General features: G+C 65.3%; 16 protein-coding genes and 1 pseudogene. 8 read left to right on the top strand and 9 right to left on the bottom strand.

Translation table 11 applies throughout. The features are described from left to right. Window positions 1-8: 8 nt before the first annotated feature. The gene (locus AC5Y7D_RS09465) at window positions 9-1,109 is read right to left on the bottom strand and encodes a ferredoxin reductase (RefSeq protein WP_499923456.1); all 1,101 of its coding nucleotides are present in this window, start codon (window positions 1,107-1,109) and stop codon (window positions 9-11) included. An 84-nt stretch (window positions 1,110-1,193) separates the two neighbouring features. On the opposite strand from AC5Y7D_RS09465, the gene AC5Y7D_RS09460 reads away from it, so the two are divergent. From AC5Y7D_RS09460 to AC5Y7D_RS09430, 7 genes are all read left to right on the top strand, one after another. Next, a complete protein-coding gene (locus AC5Y7D_RS09460) occupies window positions 1,194-2,396 on the top strand; it encodes a PucR family transcriptional regulator (protein WP_499923455.1) in 1,203 nt (400 codons plus the stop codon). Between the two features lie 103 nt (window positions 2,397-2,499). After that, window positions 2,500-2,754: a hypothetical protein gene (locus AC5Y7D_RS09455; RefSeq protein ID WP_499923453.1), complete on the top strand. Its 255-nt coding sequence runs from the start codon at window positions 2,500-2,502 to the stop codon at window positions 2,752-2,754. 202 nt (window positions 2,755-2,956) lie between these two features. After that, window positions 2,957-3,256, top strand: coding sequence for a PE family protein (locus AC5Y7D_RS09450; RefSeq protein ID WP_499923452.1), 300 nt, complete (start codon window positions 2,957-2,959; stop codon window positions 3,254-3,256). 8 nt (window positions 3,257-3,264) lie between these two features. Further along, complete coding sequence (locus AC5Y7D_RS09445; protein ID WP_499923450.1) at window positions 3,265-4,494, top strand: PPE family protein; 1,230 nt, start codon at window positions 3,265-3,267, stop codon at window positions 4,492-4,494. Window positions 4,495-4,782: 288 nt separating this feature from the next. Further along, entirely contained in the window at window positions 4,783-6,015 is a 1,233-nt protein-coding gene (locus AC5Y7D_RS09440; protein ID WP_499923448.1) for an acetyl-CoA acetyltransferase, read from the top strand. 2 nt (window positions 6,016-6,017) lie between these two features. After that, the gene (locus AC5Y7D_RS09435) at window positions 6,018-7,535 is read left to right on the top strand and encodes a carotenoid oxygenase family protein (RefSeq protein ID WP_499923447.1); all 1,518 of its coding nucleotides are present in this window, start codon (window positions 6,018-6,020) and stop codon (window positions 7,533-7,535) included. 3 nt (window positions 7,536-7,538) lie between these two features. Further along, entirely contained in the window at window positions 7,539-8,015 is a 477-nt protein-coding gene (locus tag AC5Y7D_RS09430) for a VOC family protein (RefSeq protein WP_499923445.1), read from the top strand. Window positions 8,016-8,107: 92 nt separating this feature from the next. On the opposite strand, the gene AC5Y7D_RS09425 is transcribed toward AC5Y7D_RS09430, so the two are convergent. Both AC5Y7D_RS09425 and AC5Y7D_RS09420 read right to left on the bottom strand, forming a co-directional pair. After that, window positions 8,108-8,473, bottom strand: a complete 366-nt coding sequence (locus AC5Y7D_RS09425) for a hypothetical protein (RefSeq protein WP_499923444.1) — start codon at window positions 8,471-8,473, stop codon at window positions 8,108-8,110. Next, window positions 8,439-8,657, bottom strand: a complete 219-nt coding sequence (locus AC5Y7D_RS09420; protein WP_499923442.1) for a hypothetical protein — start codon at window positions 8,655-8,657, stop codon at window positions 8,439-8,441. Before AC5Y7D_RS09420 ends, AC5Y7D_RS09425 begins: the two co-directional genes overlap by 35 nt. Window positions 8,658-8,859: 202 nt before the next feature. On the opposite strand from AC5Y7D_RS09420, the gene AC5Y7D_RS09415 reads away from it, so the two are divergent. Further along, window positions 8,860-10,419: an HNH endonuclease signature motif containing protein gene (locus AC5Y7D_RS09415; RefSeq protein ID WP_499923441.1), complete on the top strand. Its 1,560-nt coding sequence runs from the start codon at window positions 8,860-8,862 to the stop codon at window positions 10,417-10,419. Window positions 10,420-10,544: 125 nt separating this feature from the next. On the opposite strand, the pseudogene AC5Y7D_RS09410 reads toward AC5Y7D_RS09415, so the two are convergent. The 6 genes and pseudogenes from AC5Y7D_RS09410 to AC5Y7D_RS09385 all read right to left on the bottom strand — a co-directional run bounded on the left by AC5Y7D_RS09410 (window position 10,545) and on the right by AC5Y7D_RS09385 (window position 17,165). After that, window positions 10,545-11,626, bottom strand: a pseudogene (locus AC5Y7D_RS09410) (IS110 family RNA-guided transposase). A gap of 97 nt (window positions 11,627-11,723) precedes the next feature. Then, a complete protein-coding gene (locus AC5Y7D_RS09405; protein ID WP_499923439.1) occupies window positions 11,724-12,152 on the bottom strand; it encodes a hypothetical protein in 429 nt (142 codons plus the stop codon). 58 nt (window positions 12,153-12,210) lie between these two features. After that, complete coding sequence (locus tag AC5Y7D_RS09400; RefSeq protein WP_499923438.1) at window positions 12,211-12,984, bottom strand: VOC family protein; 774 nt, start codon at window positions 12,982-12,984, stop codon at window positions 12,211-12,213. A 66-nt stretch (window positions 12,985-13,050) separates the two neighbouring features. After that, window positions 13,051-13,524: a type II toxin-antitoxin system Rv0910 family toxin gene (locus tag AC5Y7D_RS09395; RefSeq protein WP_499923436.1), complete on the bottom strand. Its 474-nt coding sequence runs from the start codon at window positions 13,522-13,524 to the stop codon at window positions 13,051-13,053. 4 nt (window positions 13,525-13,528) lie between these two features. After that, window positions 13,529-13,732: an antitoxin gene (locus AC5Y7D_RS09390; protein ID WP_499923434.1), complete on the bottom strand. Its 204-nt coding sequence runs from the start codon at window positions 13,730-13,732 to the stop codon at window positions 13,529-13,531. A 76-nt stretch (window positions 13,733-13,808) separates the two neighbouring features. Further along, complete coding sequence (locus tag AC5Y7D_RS09385) at window positions 13,809-17,165, bottom strand: PPE family protein (protein ID WP_499923431.1); 3,357 nt, start codon at window positions 17,163-17,165, stop codon at window positions 13,809-13,811. Window positions 17,166-17,365 lie beyond the last annotated feature (200 nt).

Here is a 17,365-nt window from a genome sequence, read left to right as displayed (position 1 = left end):
GCAGCTCCTTACAGATCGATCTCGCAGGCACCCGCGGCAGCGGACACACAGGTCTGGATTTGCACGTTGTCACCCGGGTTGGCGGTCGTCACGTCACCGTTGCGCACGTCGCGCACCGCACCTTGGCGCAGCGGCACGACACAACCGAAACAGACGCCCATCCGGCACCCTGACGGCATCAGCACCCCGGCGGATTCGCCCGCATCCAGCAGCGTCTGAGATCCAGCGGCCTCGACGATGCTGCCGTTCTTGGTGAACGTCACCGTGCCGCCGTCACCGGCGGTGATGACGGCCGGCCGGAAACGCTCCACATGCAGCCGGTCCGCGATGCCGTCTGCAGACCAGCGCTGTTCCAGCGCGTCAAGCAATCCGGCCGGCCCGCAAGCCCAGGTCTCGCGCTCGGCGAGGTCCGGGACCACGTCGGCCAGGCGCGCCACTTCGAGCATGCCCTCGCTGTCGGTGTGCTTCTCCACCAACTTGATCCGGCCCTCCCGGGCCAGCATGCGCAGTTCCCAGCCGAAGATGACGTCGTCGGCAGTGGGCGCGGAATGCACGATGACGATGTCCGGGGCGGGTCCGTTGACGCCGGCGATGTTGCGCAGCATCCCCATCACCGGGGTGATGCCGCTGCCGGCGGTGACGAAGAGGACCTTCGGCGGGGCCTGGTCGCCGAGGATGAAGTCACCGGCGGCCTGTTCCAGCTGGATCACGGTGCCGACGGTGGCGCGGCGCACCAGATGATTGCTGACCACGCCGCCCGGGATGGCTTTCACGGTGACCGCGATGCATCCGTCCCGGCGGTGAGTCTTGGAAGTCAGCGAGTAGGCGCGCCACTGGCGAATACCGTCGACGTCCACTCCGATGCGCACATACTGCCCGGGGACATGTGGACGCCAGCCCCGGCCTGGCTTGATCACCAAGGTGACGGCGTCCCGGGTCTCGGGGTGGATCGCCAGGATGCGCCCGCGCAGGGCAGCACCGGACCGCAGCGGATCGATGACGTCCAGGTAGTCGCCGGGGACCAATGGCGTCGTCACCCTCTCGGCAAACTTCAGCATTCGGTTACGCAATGTTCCGACGACACTGGGTCGGGCGGCCACCGTTGTCATGGCTCCATAGTCGTTGTGAATATGTGTAAAGTCTTGACTAGATCGTGTGAAGTTTTAGCTCGAATTTGTTCATTAGGAATAGTTTTGTCCGATCCATCGCTTCGGTTCAGCGGGTTGCAGGTGGACGAACCCGTGGTCACAGCCCTGGAAGCGATCCTGCCCGCAATGGCGGAGCGAACAGTGACGGCGATCACCGTTGCGGTGCCGAGCTATGCCGATGCGTTCAGCGGCCGGATGGGCCAGATCATCGAGAACGCGGTCCAGACGTCGCTGGGGGTGTTCCTGCGGCTGGCCACCCGTCCCGAGGACACCGATTCCGGCACGTCGCTGCTCCCGGCCATCGACGGCGCCTACGAACTCGGACGTGGCGAAGCGCGTCAGGGCCGGACGATTGATGCATTGCTGGCCGCCTACCGGGTGGGCGCTCAGGTGGCGTGGCGGGAGTTGTCGGCGACCGCCGTCGCGGCGGGACTTCCCGCGTCCACCATCGCCAGGTTCGCCGAGTTGGTGTTCGCCTACATCGACGAGTTGTCCGCGGCCAGCGTGTCCGGCCATGCCGACGAACTGGCCACCACCGGACGTGTGCGGCAGCGCTACCTGGACCGGTTGAGCCAGGACCTGCTGGCCGGTGAGCCCGCGGCCGCCCTGTTGGCCGCGGCCGAGCAGGCCGGCTGGCAGCCCCCCGTCAGCCTTACCGCGGTCCTGGTGCCGTTGGCGCAAACACGCGGTCTGGCCACCCAATTCGGCCAGTCGACGCTGCAGTTGGCCGAGGACCTGCCCGGCGTCGACGCCTCGGAGGCCCTCGCCGTCCTGTTGGTCCCCGACATGGCGGGTCCCGCACGGCGCCAATTGCTGTCCACCCTGGCCAGCAGAAGGGCATTGGTCGGCCCGGCGCGGCCGTGGATGGAGGTCCGGTCGTCCTACTATCGCGCGCTGCGGGCCCGGGACCTGTTGCAGACCACGACCACCAACGCCATCGACACCGACGACCATCTCGTCGAGCTGGTACTCGGCGCCGACCTGGAATCCGCCGCTGACCTACGTGCCCGGGTCCTGGCGCCGCTCAACGGACTGCCCCCCAACACCGTCGAGCGGCTCACCGAAACCCTGCGTTCCTGGGTGCTGCATCAAGGCAGGCGGGACGCGGTAGCGGCGGACTTGTTCGTACATGCCCAGACGGTCCGCTACCGCATGGGCCAACTCCGCGAGCTGTACGGCGACCGACTCAGCGAACCGCGAACCGTGCTGGAACTCACCGTTGCCCTCGGCCTTGGCACGACCGCCTGAGCGCACCAACAGAACGGGCTTGCCGGGGGCCGCGCCAGCGCCTATCGTGATTCGTAATACGGATTCTCTTGATCCGTATTGCGGAACACTTGAGGAGAAGACGATGACCAGCCCCGCGATCAAGAACATTGGTATCTACGCCGCGTTCGCTGCCGCCGCCATAGCGCTGACGGCAACCCTGGGCCTTGACTCGAGCAGCCCAGAAACGACCTCGATGACCGGCACCGCAGGCTCCTCGGCGACTTCGGCCCCGGCGACGTACACGACGACCCTCACCCCACTCACCACCCTGGCTCCGCCGTCGACTCTGGACGCTCCCCCGGCCCTGTCGGCACCACCGGCTCCGCCGCTGCCCTGAACGCGACGCGCCCGGCGGAGAAGCCAATTTATCCAGTCTGACCTGGAAATATTCATCAGCGCCAAACCTGAAGCCGTTAGCCCAACGAAGCAGTAACCTGCAGCTAGCACGTGCCGCACCCGGAACTGGGACATCACCGGTGTGATCATCCAATCCCGCTACGGCACAGGCACTTCGGTTCGCATGGGCTTAGGAGACGCGGATGTCGTTTGTGGTCACGCACCCGGAGACGTTGGCTACCGCCGCGGCGAATCTGCTCGGAATCGGTTCGGCGGTGGCCGCGCAGAATGACACAGCGTTGGGACCCATCACGGAAGTGGTTCCGGCAGCTGCGGACGAGGTGTCGGCGCGGACAGCGTTTCGTTTCAATGCGCACGCCCAGGCGTACCGGGACCTCAGCCTGCAGGCTGCGATGATCCACGAGATGTTCGTCAGCACCCTGGCCGCCAGCGCCGGTTCATATGCGGTGACCGAGGCCGCCAACGCAATCGCGGCCGGCTAGGACGCGCGTTGGCTACCGACTTCGGGTTGCTGCCTCCGGAAGTCAATTCGGGCCGCATTTATGCCGGCCCGGGAGCCGGCTCTATGTTGGCCGCGGCCAACGCCTGGGACGGTCTGGCTACGGTGCTCACCTCGGCAGCGGTGTCGTACGGATCGGTCATCGCAGGCCTGGCGGTCGAGTCGTGGCTGGGCCCGGCGTCAGCAGCCATGGCGGCTGCGGCCGCACCGTACGCGGGTTGGCTGAGTGCGGCCGCGATGCAGGCGGAGCGAACCGCCGCGCAGGCACGCACCGCCGCCGCCGCGTACGAAGCGGCGTTCGCCATGACGGTGCCGCCGCCCTTGGTCGCGGCGAATCGCGAGCAGGTGATGGCGCTCGCGGCGACGAACATCTTGGGGCAGAACAGTCCGGTAATCGAGGCCTTGCAGGCCGAATACGCCGAGATGTGGGCGCAGGATGCCGCGGCCATGTTCACTTACGCGGCCTCATCGGAGGCGGCATCGACGCTGCCGCCGTTCACCGCACCGACGCCGGCCGCTGACCCGGCCGGCCCGGCGGCAGCGGCCGCGGCGCAAACGGCGCTGGACCTGATGCCGACGATCAACACGCAGACCCTGCAGGGGCTGGCCGCGCTGATGTCTCCCGCCTCATCGGCCATTGCGGGATCCGCCGCCGCGATCACCATTCCGACGCCGATCGGTGACCTGGACATAGCGGCCGCCTATATTGCCGTCACCGCGACCGCCAGCCTGTCGCTGTCCGCGGTGAACACCGCCCGGCCATGGATCTTCGGCTTCGGCGCTACCACCCCGACCCGGGACGATGAGGAGGATTTGGAGCCGACTCAAGCCGGCCCGGTTGCTTCACAACAGTTCGCCGCGCCGAGCGCAGGTGGAGGCGCGCCCAGCGCGGGCGTGGGTCAGGCTGCCCTGGTCGGCGCATTGACGGTCCCGCACAGTTGGACGGTGGCCGCACCAGAGATCCGGCTCGCCGTCGAGTCGCTGCCCGGCGCCGGTCCCGGCGCCGGCCCCGCTCCGGCGAACCTGAGCGCGGCACCGGCGGCCCTGCTCGGCGGCATGGCGCTGGCGAGTATGGCCGGCCGCGCCGGCGCCGGCACCGGCGCCTCGGGGACCGCCGACTCTGCGGCCGACGAGGAGGGGCAGCCCAAGCGCAAGCCCACGGTGGTGGTGATCCAGCAGCCACCTGCCGGCCCGGGTCCGGCGGGCAACCGTACACAATAAATCTGTCAACAATCGGTCCGCTCGAATCTTGTTGGCATTCATGCAATTGGGGCCACAGACCCTCGTTCGCGGCCGACCGTTGTCAAGACGAGATGTTTGTCATTGGCCGCGGATGGCAATGACCAAACGGAGGTGGGCGTATCGGCCGGCCTATATGCCCACCCAGGTCCCGTCGGTTCAGCCCGAGAGCCGACGGGACCGCTTTATCTCGGCCCCTTTTCGGCTGCGACCGCGGCGCGCCCCGATCTGCCGTGCTGCGGGCTCCTACCTGGGAGTACCGTGCCGCGTATGAATGGCTCTTCTGCCGGCGTGTGGATCCTGGGCGGCTATCAGAGCGACTTCGCCCGCAACCTGACTCGAGAGCAGTGCGACTTCGCCGCCCTGACGGCGGAGGTGGTGGAGTGCACGCTGGCGGCCGCCCGCCTGGACGCCAGCACCATCGGAGTAGTCCATGTCGGCAATGCCTTTGGTGAGATGTTCGCCACACAAGGTCACCTCGGAGCCATGCCGGCCACCGTGTGCGACGGCCTGTGGGACACCCCGGCCTCCCGCCATGAGGCGGCATGCGCGTCGGGCAGTGTGGCCACGCTGGCGGCGATGGCTGACCTGCGATCCGGGGCCTATGACAGCGCGCTCGTTGTCGGCCTGGAGCTGGAGAAGACCGTGCCCGGCGACACCGCCGCGCAATATCTGGGGGCGGCCGCCTGGACCGGACACGAGGGCGGCGAGGCCCGCTACCTGTGGCCGTCGATGTTCGCGCAAGTCGCCGACGAGTACGACCGACGGTACGGCCTGGACGACACGCACTTGCGGGCTATCGCTGCGGTCAACTACGCCAATGCGCGCCGCAACCCCAATGCTCAGACGCGCGGCTGGACGGTGCCGGATCCGATCACCGACGACGATGCGTCCAACCCGATCACCGAGGGGCGGTTGCGGCGATTGGACTGTAGCCAGATGACGGACGGCGGCGCCGGCGTGGTCCTGGTCAACGACGCGTATCTGCGGGATCACCCCGACGCGCGGCCGGTGGGCCGCATCGACGGCTGGGGGCACCGCACCGTCGGGCTCGGGCTCGCACAGAAGCTGGACCGCACCCGCAACGATCCTCGCGAGAGCTATGTCCTGCCGCATGTGCGGGCCGCGGTGCTGGACGCATTGGGGCGCGCGCAGGTGGCCCTCGATGACATCGACGGGTTCGAGGTGCATGACTGCTTCACGCCCAGCGAGTACCTGGCCATCGACCACATCGGGCTGACCGGGCCCGGGGAATCGTGGAAGGCCATCGAGAACGGAGAGATCGAGATCGGCGGGCGGCTGCCGATCAACCCGAGCGGCGGGCTGATCGGCGGCGGCCATCCGGTGGGTGCGTCCGGGGTACGTATGCTGCTCGATGCCGCCAAGCAGGTCAGCGGCGCGGCCGGCGACTACCAGGTGGAGGGCGCGAAGACGTTCGGCACGCTCAACTTCGGCGGCAGCACCGCCACCACCGTCAGTTTCGTCGTCAGTAAGGGCGTTTGATCATGGACGTGGAGATCGTCGGCAAGTACCTCTCGACACTTCCCGAGGATGACGACCATCCTTATCGCATCGGTCCCTGGCGACCGCAGACCACGGAATGGGATGCCGACGACCTCACCGCGGTGGAGGGTGAGGTTCCGGCAGACCTCGATGGCATCTATTTGCGGAATACCGAGAACCCACTGCACCCGGCATTCAAGACCTATCACCCGTTCGACGGCGACGGCATGGTCCACATTGTCGGCTTCCGCGACGGAAAGGCGTTCTACCGCAACCGTTTCGTTCAGACGGATGGATTCCTGGCGGAGAACGAGGCGGGCGAACCACTGTGGCCGGGCCTGGCCGAACCGGTGCAGTTCGCCAAGCGCGAAAAAGGCTGGGGCGCACGTGAATTGATGAAAGATGCGTCCAGCACCGACGTGATCGTGCACCGCGGCATCGCACTGACCAGTTTCTACCAGTGTGGTGACCTGTACCGGCTCGACCCGTACTCGGGCAACACGCTGGGCAAGGAGAGCTGGAACGGCGGATTCCCGACCGACTGGGGCGTGTCCGCACATCCCAAGGTGGACAACAAGACCGGCGAGTTGTTGTTCTTCAACTACAGCAAGCAGGACCCGTACATGCGCTACGGCGTGGTCGACGAGAACAACGATTTGGCCCACTACGTCGACGTCCCGCTGCCCGGCCCCCGGTTGCCGCACGACATGGCGTTTACCGAAAACTACGCCATCCTCAACGATTTCCCGCTGTTCTGGGACCCCCGACTGCTCGAACACAAGGTGCACCTGCCGCGCTACTACCCGGATATGCCGTCGCGTTTCGCGGTGCTTCCACGTCGCGGCTCCAGTTCCGACATCCGTTGGTTCGAGGCGGATCCGACCTTCGTGCTGCACTTCACGAACGCCTACGAGGACGGCGACGAGATCGTGCTCGACGGCTTCTACGAAGGCGCACCGCAGCCGTTCGATACCGGGGGGACCAAGTGGGAGAAGCTGTTTCGGTTCCTGGCTTTGGATCGGCTGCAGGCGCGGTTGCACCGGTGGCGACTCAACCTGGTCACCGGCGCGGTGAAGGAGGAGCCGCTGTCGGAATCCATCACCGAGTTCGGCACCATCAACGCCGACTACGCGACCAGCAACTACCGCTATGTGTATGCCGCGAGCGGTAAGCCGGGCTGGTTCCTGTTCGACGGGCTGGTCAAGCACGACCTGCTTACCGGACGTGAGGAAAGGCACTCCTTGGGTGAGGGCGTGTACGGCAGCGAGACAGCCATGGCTCCGCGGGTGGGCGGCAGCGGGCATGAGGACGACGGCTATCTTGTGACATTGACCACCGACATGAACGCCGACGCGTCTTTCTGTCTGGTGTTCGACGCGGCGCGGGTCGGCGATGGTCCGGTGTGCAAACTGGCGCTGCCGGAACGCATCAGCAGCGGTACCCATTCGACATGGGTGGCCGGCTCGGAATTGCGCCGGTGGGATCACGCCGAGACCGCAGCAGGGGCGGTGGGGCTGTAAGCCATGGGCAAGGGACATCGGGCGACGCACTGGCCCCTGCGGTTGGCGTCGATCGGCTCTATCAGATTCGCCCGGCGGTCGGCCAATTTTGCCGAAACGGTGCGCTTCTACCGCGACCTGGTGGGGTTGCCGCTCCACGAAACGTTCGGCGACAGCTATGGCAGCAACGGCGCCATTTTCGGACTGCCCAGCTGGAACCTGACGATGGAGATCGTCGAGTCGGTCGAATCCGTCGCGGTGGACCCGCATGAGCAGTTGTGCCTGTACTTCCCCCACCAGCAGGCGCAGCAGGCGGCGATAGCACGCCTTGAAGCGGCGGCGGTTCCGCGCGTCGAGCAGCATCCGTACTGGGCGGCGATGGGTGCGGTCACCTATCAGGATCCCGATGGTCGCGAGGTCGTGTTCGCGCCGTTCGTGTACGGCGTCAACGAGCCGGAGGGCAGTTCGTCATCCGGTACGCACGAATTCCCGTCGAACTGACCGCCTGATCTGGGTATCAACAGTTGGTGCTTTATCCACAGATTGTGCCTGTTGCCTCGTGTCAAGATGCGCGCGTAGGCGTCTTGGTTGCCTCATGTGGGCGTGCGCGTTTGTTGACACCGGCATTGGCTTTGCTGGTGGTCATTGTTAGGAGTTGATTCGCCAAGGCCTGGATCCGGCGTTGGACGGGGGCGGGGTTGAATCTTGCTCTGGGCGAGGGTTAGAGCCACGATGCGGCCCTCGTCGGTCATCGATGGGTGGTTGATCAGGCGGCGAAACCGGGTAGCCCCTGTGTCGTATTTGTTGGTCACCGTGGCGCCGTGGCGAACCTTGGACATTTGTTTCTGCTGCGGGTGGTAGTAGTTGGTCAGTTTGGACTGCAACAAACAGATCTCGTTGAGTAGCAACATTTCTGACGCGGTGTCATAGCGGTGGTAGCGGACCACGGTGCGGACCACTGCGCAGTTCTTCTGCTCGACGTGACAGCCATCGTCCTTGTTCCCTGGCCGCGCCCGGGTGAAGGTGATCTGCCTTGCGGGCGTGACCGCGGTGCCAGCCCGTGGTGGCACACAACTCGTCGAGAATGACGCCCTTGGTCTGCTTGTCCACCTGCGCATAATGCATCGCGGTCGCCTCGGTCACTGCCCCGCGTTCCGCCAATGTCAACCCCATCGCCCGGCCCTACCGACGTCGTAGCTGACCGATCAGTTAGGCGCGCCGCTCGCGCGCATTTCGGGTCAGGCAACGAAGACGAACATCGCCGCCCTTCACGCGCATTTTCGATGAGTCAACGCGGTCATCCAGCGAGGACTGAGAGTCGGTGACGCGGTGTACTATCGAACATATGTTCGAGCAATCGCCGGGCGGAGACGCTTCCAGTGAGGAGGACTCGTTCCCACGGTCGCCCACCGCGCAGGAGTGGGCGTTCTTTGATGCGCATCGGCGGGAATCGGCGGCGCGTCGGCAGGTGTTGGCGGTGGCCACCGAGGCGTCGGCGGGGTGGATGCAGCGGATCTGCGGGGCGGCGCGGGCGGTGAATCAGGACGCCGCCGCGGAGTTGGTGGCGATCGGGCAGTTGTTCGCCCACCGGCTGGTCCAGGGCGGGGAGGCCGAGGACTGGGCAATCGACACGATGAAGGCCGTCGCCGGGGAGGTGGCGGCGGGGTTGCGGATCAGCCAGGGCCGCGCGGAGACCAAGTTGCGCTATGCCCGGGCGATGCGGGAGCGGCTGCCCCAGGTCGCGGCGGTGTTCTGTGCGGGGGACATCGATTTGGAGGGCTTCGCCACGATTGTGTTCCGGACCGATCTGATCGAGGACCCCCAAGTGCTCGCGGCGGTGGATGCGGTGGTAGCCACCCGGGTGACCCGGTGGCCGTCGCTGAGCCGGCGGCGGTTGTCGCAGAAGGTAGACAAAATCGTGGCCCGCGCTGATGCCGATGCGCTGCGCCGCCGCCAGAAAACTCAGGCTGAGCGGGAAGTGTATGTCGGTCCGCCGCTGGATGGGCTGTGTGTCATCGAGGCCCGGGTCCGTCTCACCGACGCTGCGGCGATCGATGCCCAGCTCTCGGCGTTGGCGGCCACGGTGTGCCCCCATGATCCACGCACCCGTGATCAGCGCCGCGCTGATGCCCTGGGGGCGCTGGCCGCCCGTGCGACCCGGCTGGGCTGTGAGTGTGGGCGCGCTGACTGCACCGCCGCGAGCCAGAAGTCCGCGGGCCCGGTGCTGATTCATGTGATCGCCGAAGCGGCCAGCCTGGCTGGACGCGGTGACAGCCCCGGGTGTGTGCTGGGCGGTGACCTCATCACCCCCGAGCTGCTGGCCGAGCTGGCCCTGACCGCCCGCCAGGTCCCGTTGATCCACCCCGGCTACGGCCCGCCCGAACCCCAGCACATCCCGTCTCAGGCATTAGCCGACTTCGTGCGGTCCCGGGATCTCACCTGCCGCTGGCCCGGCTGCGACGTCCCGGCCACCCACTGCGACCTCGACCACACCATCCCCTACGCCAACGGTGGGCCCACCCACGCCGGCAACCTCAAGTGCTACTGCCGCACCCACCACTTGATGAAGACGTTTTGGGGCTGGACCGAAAATCAACTCCCCGACGGCACCCTGATCCTGACCTCCCAAGCCGGCGACACCCACGTCACCACCCCCGGCAGCGCGCTGCTGTTTCCCAGCCTGTGTCACGCCGTGGGCGGCATGCCCGCCCCCGAAGCCCAAACCCCCGACCCCGGCTACTGCGCCGAACGCACCGCGATGATGCCCAAACGCCGCCGCACCCGCGCCCAAGACCGCGCCCACCGCGTAGCCGCCGAACGCCGCGCCAACCACCAAGCCCGCACCACCACCCACGCAACCGCCGACGCCACCGGCCCACCCGACGACGAACCCCCACCCTTCTGATATGGGTGCTGGAAACATCGAGGGTAATACGCTGCGCCGCAACGTGATTCCTCATAGAAGGGACGCGTGTCGCTCGGTCAAACGCTTGCCTTCGTCATCGATACAATCGGGACGGTTGGGATGTGTCAGTCGTCGAGTACGGCCAACGACCAGCACCAGCCGGCGAGTTGTCGGGCGATGGCGGCATTGGCGATCACTGGGCGTTTGTGACGTTGGCCGAAGCGTGCCCAGCGAGTATGCCAGCGACGGTTGGCGGCGTGACTGCGAGCCCGGAGCGCAGGTGTTGCCGTTTCCCAGCGGCGTCGAAGGCGTTGGGAGGGCCGATAGGGTTTGCGGCGGTGCCAGGCGGACTCGATGAGCAATCGGCGGACGTGACCGTTGCCGGTCTTGGTCAGCCCGCCTTGGCTGCGTGTACCGCCCGAGGAATGCTCCGTTGGCACCAGACCGACGTGGGCGCCGATCGTGCGCCCGGTGAAGCGGCGCCAATCACCGATCTCGACGGCCAAACTGAGGGCCGTCAGCGTCGAGATCCCGCGTAGGCACTGCAGGCGGTCGGCGACGTCGGTGAACTCCGAGTCGGCGGCCATCTCGGCGATCGCGCGATCGAGGCGGTCGCGGCGATCCACGGTGGCCAGCATCGCGTCGAAGGCGGCGTCGAATGCTGCCTGCTGACCGCGATTGTCCAACCGCTGCTGCCGCAACCACTTCTCGTGCTTGCCGTTCCAGGCCTCGCCACCGGAATAGACGATTCCTTGGCGCAGCAACAGTTTCGATATCCGGTGCCGCGCACTCATCAGATCGCCGCGGCAATCTTCGCGAGCCCGAACCAGATCCCGGGCAGACGCTTGAGCCACCGAGGGAATCGCGACCGACACCACTTCACCGAGATGGAGAAGCCGGGCCGAATGCCGCGCATCGCGCGTGTCGGTCTTGACCCGATCCCCAGACGGCCGGATCAGCTTCGACGGCGCCAACACCTGGCAATCGATCCCGCCTGCATTCAATGCCCGGGCCAACCCGAATCCCGTCGGACCGGCCTCGTAGACCGCCTCACCGGTCCGGGCAGCGATTGCGCCCATTCAACGACCTCACGATGCGCGGGCGTCATCCGACGCTCGATGAGTTCACCCGTAACACCATCAAGTGCACACCCGAAGACCGATCGCGCGTGCACGTCCAGACCAACACTCGTACGCTGACGTATCACTGGGGCCTCCCAAATCTGGGGCTCTACCGGCCAGGACCTAACTTCCTGACGGCAACCCACGATCACATTTGAGTGAGGCCGCAGCCCCCCATACCGTCTAACGCCGCCCCCCGAACGCCGTGGCTGCCACCGCCCACAGCGCACAAAGCACTGCGCAGACGGCGGCGACCGCCCCCACGTAGAGGCCGTACCCGGCCGATACCGGGACACTGACGTTGCGCTGGTAGTACAGCATCATCAATGCGCCGATGAGCAGCGAAATGACCAGCGCGGCAATCGAAGCAGCCCGCACCGACAGTCCCCGGCCAGCCATGGCACCGGCCACCAACAGCGTCGAGGACAGCAGGACGATGAGCTGGCCGGCGCCGAACCCCCGGGGAAGTTCCAGGCTGCCGTGGGTTCCGCCGACCGCGTTAGCCCAGCCTCCGCCGTTCACATTCGTCGCCAACCAAGGCATCCAAGCGCTGGCCAACAACGCGGTGGCGAATAGCGCAACCAACCAACCGGGCTGCAGACGGCGCGTCATGGCAGCGAGGTTAGTCGAGTCGCTGACTACCTCCCGAGCCTCACGCCCGCGTGGCGCATCAGCCTTGCAGCGAACTCAGGTTGAACGCGACTCCGGTCGGGTCGGTCGCTGCGGCAAGCCGCCCGTACGGCGTGTCCTCTGCGTCTCGCAGCACTGCGCCACCGTTGTCGATGATCACCCGCAGCGTCTTGTCGACGTCTTCGGCACCGAAATAGACGGTCCACTGCGACGGCACGCCCTCCGGCAGGAAGCCGGCGCCGTCCATCACACCGAGCAATTGCTGATCGCCGAACCAGGCTGTGGTGTAGCGAAATTCGTCGGTGTCACCAACCTGCTCCGTGCGCCACCCTAACGCAGCACGGTAGAAGTCGACGGCAGCGCGGTAATCGCGCGTCGTCAGCTGGTGCCAAACGGGCGCGCCGGCCTCGCCGATCACCTCGAACCCGCGGTGCTGCAACGGCTGCCACAGCCCGAAGAGTGCACCGGCCGGGTCAGCTGCCATCGCCATGAAACCCTTGGCCGGGATCTCCATCGGCTGCAGGCAACCCGAGCCGCCGGCCGCCGTGATCGCGGAGACTGACGCATCGATATCCGCGGTGTGGAAGTAGGTCGCCCAGTTGTCCGGGGCCTGCCACTCTGGCTGGTTGGCCATCAGGCCCGCGACGGGGCGTCCATCCTTGGCGGCGTTGATGTACCCGCCGTAGTCGGGGCCGGCGGACTCGAAGGTCCACCCGAAGACGGTGCCGTAGAAGTCTTGCGCCCGGTCGACGTCGGATGTGGTCAGGTCGATCCAGCAGGGTGCGCCCAGCGGCGCGTCGTCACGGGTGGGCACGATGTTCTCCTTGGATACTCGGTTCGGTAGTGGACTACCTCTATCGACCGCCGCCAGGGAGAAAACTCATCGGTGAATTACCCGGTCTCCGTTCGTGCCCGGATCCGGGCGGGTGAACACCTGCACGAAGTTTTGCAGGGATTCGCTGATGTCGCTGCGCAGTGCGGCGGCCACCACCATGCCGATGGGCCCGAACAGCGCTGGCCCACCCAGGTGCACGTCGAAGCTGACGACGGAACCCCGATCTTTCGGGGCGACTTTGGCCATCAGTTTGACTTTGACGCCGCCCACGCCGTCGCCGTTGAGCGTCATGCCCTCCGGCGGCTTGTACCGCACGATCGTCCACTTGATGCGGTTGGGCATGCCCTTGACCTCGACGTAAGACTCGACGACGGTGCCCTTATCGAGAACCTCGGGGAGCTTGCTGCGCCAAACCTTGTGGATGGTGAGCCACTCCCGGTACCTGCTGAGATCGGAAGCGTGCGCCCAAGCCTGTTCGGGCGGCAGCGGTACGTCGATGGATCCGGAAAGTTTGGCCATCTGGTTAGCTCCGCGGCTCGCCGGTGTCGACTACTTTTCTGGCCTCCTCCTGCACCTTGTGGATGGTGTCGGAGTACTTGCCCTGTGTCTTGTCGTCGACGAACTCACCAGCCTTGGTGATTACCGTCTCCACCTTGTCGGCGTTCTGCGACAGCAGGTCCTTGCCCTTTTCCAGGCCCTTTTCCAGGGCTCTATCCAGAAATCCCATGCATGTTCCTTCCCCGTGGGGCTCCATCCCCCGGGAGCCCTACTTTGCTGGGGAAACCTTACTGGTAGCGGTGGGGCTACGGCACGCTGCCTTCCAGGAATAGCCCTGAGAGTCGGTTGCCGATGTTGCCGACACCGGAAATCAGACCGGCCATGGCAATGTTGAGGGCGCTGGTGTTGCCCAGACCGGAAACGGCACTGCCCAGGTTGCTCAGCCCGGACAGCAGGTTGCCGCCGAAGTTCTCGAAACCGGAGACCTGCGAGCCCACGTTCCAGAGGCCGGAGACAGTGTCGCCGATGTTGCCGAAGCCGGATACATTGCCGCCGCCGGAGTTGAAGAAGCCCGACGACGGGACGGCGCTCGAGTTTCCGATGCCAGGCATCGGGGGCAGATTCAGGACTGGGACGGTGATCGGGCCGATAGCTCCGGTCAGCCCGAGTGCCAGGAATGTCGTGTCGCTGCCGACGGTGAGGTCGAGCGGGATGCTGGCGATTCTGATCTCCGGCACCTGAATCGGCTCCAGCTGGGAGCGCAACGGAATCGTCAGTTTGATCGGCAGGCCGGAGATCGGAATAGTGACGGTCCCGACATCGAGCGGAAGATCGATCCTGATGTCGAAACCTTGGGTGTCCGCATCGACGAAGATGTTCACGTCGACCGGGATATTCCCGCCACCCACGCCGCGGATGGCAAATGGGTTGACGGTGAGGCCGGTGATGTCGCCGGTGATCGGCAGTTTGATGGTGCCGCCGCCGCCGAGAGTGAGGGGGATTTCGGGGATGGTCAGGGTGTAGTCGGCCTCGATCAGGCCCTGGCGCTCACCGCGCCAGAGCAGGCCGTTGCTCTGGTTGCCCGAGATCAGGGCCCCGGTGTTCAGGTCGCCGGTGTTGGCCCAGCCGGTGTTGGTGTCCCCGATATTGAAGTCCCCGGTGTTGATGTCACCAGGGTTGAAGGACCCGGAATTGAAATCACCGGTGTTGAACCCACCGCTGTTGTACCCGCCGGCATTGGCCCACCCGGTGTTGAACACCCCGGAGTTGAACATCCCGGTGTTCACCGTCCCGCTGTTGCCGATCCCGGTGTTCAACGACCCCGAGTTCGCGATCCCGAAATTCCCCGTCCCCGAATTGAAGAACCCGATGTTGTTCGTCCCCGAGTTGAACAACCCCACATTCCCGCTCCCGGAGTTCAGCGCCCCGAACCCAACCTGACCATCACCGCTCAACCCGAAACCAATATTATTCGACCCGGTATTCCCGAAACCCACATTATTCAGACCGGTGTTCCCGAACCCGAAATTGTAATCCCCCGCATTACCCCACCCCACATTAAACGAACCAAGATTCCCCAACCCCACATTACGGCCACCCAGGTTACCCCACCCCACATTGCCACTCCCCAGATTCCCCGACCCGAAATTCCCATCCCCCACATTCCCCCCACCCACATTCCCCCCACCCACATTCCCGCCACCCAGGTTGTAATCCCCCACATTCGCACTACCCACATTCCAGCCACCATGATTAGCCACACCCAGGTTAAACAAACTGACCTCATCCAGCCCCTGCGAGAACAACCCCGCCAGCTGCCCACCCACATTGCCCACACCCGACCCCACACTCGGCACCGAGTTGTACCACCCCGACACACCCTCACCCAGATTCAGCACCCCCGAACCCAGCGCCCCCACATTCCCCAACCCCGAAAACCCGACCACCCCCGTCGACACATTCCACCAACCCGAACCCCCACCCACATTCCCAAACCCCGACGCACTACCCGACCCACTATTGAAGAACCCCGACGACGGACCACCCGTGGAATTACCCAACCCCGGCCCCGCCGCCAACCCCAACACCGGAATCACCACCGGACCCACCCCCGGCCCCGAAAAACTCAACTGCAACCCCTGACCCGGCCCACCCACCTGCAGATCCAACGACGGACCCCGCACCACAATCGGATCCACCACAATCGGACCGATCGTGCCGCTCAATTCGGAACCATTGAGACGCAACGTGGGAATCGTGAACGACGGGATTGTGATGATCGGCTGTCCATTCACAATGGAACCGAGGGTGCCCGTCACGGGAAGGTCGATGGGTACATTGACGTCGAGGCCGATGGCGATGCGGGGGATGGTCAGGGTGTAGTCGAAGACGGCCTGACCCTGACTGTCCCCCCGCCAGAAAAACCCGTTGTTAAAGCTGCCCTGGTTGAACCCACCGGTGTTGAAGTCCCCGGTGTTGGCCCACCCGGTGTTGTAGTCCCCGGTATTGAACCACCCCGTGTTCGTCGCACCCGGATTCCACGAACCCGTGTTCGACACCCCCACATTGAAACTGCCCGAGTTATAACTCCCCGGATTCCCCACCCCGGTATTCAACAGACCCGCATTCAACACCCCGGTATTGAGCCGCCCTGCATTGAACACCCCGGTGTTCAACTCACCAGAGTTCCCGATCCCCCAGTTCCCACTCCCCGAGTTGAAGAACCCCACATTACCCGTCCCGGAGTTGAACAACCCCACATTACCGGTACCGGAATTCCACCCCCCAAACCCCACCTGACCATCACCGACCAACCCGAAACCAACATTATTCGACCCGGTATTCCCAAACCCGATATTCCCCACCCCAGCATTACCGAACCCATAATTATAGTCACCATGATTACCAAACCCGACATTGAACCCACCCAGATTCGCCGGCCCCACATTATAGACCCCCACATTCCCCGAACCCAGATTAAAACTCCCCAAATTACCCGACCCGAAATTCCAACTCCCCAAATTCCCGAACCCCACATTACCGCCACCCACACTGCCCGCACCCACATTCAGATCACCAACACCCGCCAACCCAACATTCCCCACCGCGGCCTGCGCTGAGGCGGCCACTGCCACCGACGGTCCATGCAACAACTGGGTGAACGGCGACAAGGCGGAAGCTACGGCGGAGGCTTCGGCGTGATAGCCGACCATGGCGGCGACATCCTGCGCCCACATCTGCTCGTACTCGGCTTCCACCGCAGCAATTGCCGGAGCATTGAAGCCGAACAGGTTGGAGGCTACTAGCGATAGCACGTTGGCGCGGTTGAGTAGGACCGCTCCCGGGTGCACCGTGGCCGCCCGCGTCGCCTCAAACACGGCAGCGGTCATCCGGACCTGCCTGGCCGCGTGCTCGGCCCCGGCTCCGGTTGAGATCAACCAGTCCACGTAGCGCGCGGCCACATCAACCATCGCCGTGGCGGCCGCGCCCTGCCACGCGGACCCCGCCAGCGCCGAAGTTACGGAAGAGAATGCGGTTGCCGCCGTCCCCAGCTCGCCGGCCAGGTCATCCCATGCCACCGCGGCGGCCAAGAGTGTGCCGGTCCCCGGACCGCCAAAGATGCGCGCGGAGTTGATCTCCGGTGGCGACACCAGGAAACTCATCGCATGCCTTCCCCGGGAGCGGTATAACCAATGACCGCCCACCGTTCAGCGACGGAACCATGCCGCGACAACCACCGCGAATGGTTCGACCGCTTCTCGCGGTTGATAGCGCGTCACCTTACGCCAGCAGTAGCCGGACTTTGTGGAATTTACCAAACGCAAATGACCATTGGTCATAGCAATTTGCGATCGATCCGAGA

The sequence above is a fragment of the Mycobacterium sp. NGS49 genome (assembly GCF_059812565.1).
This window is presented reverse-complemented; position numbering and strand designations above follow the sequence as displayed.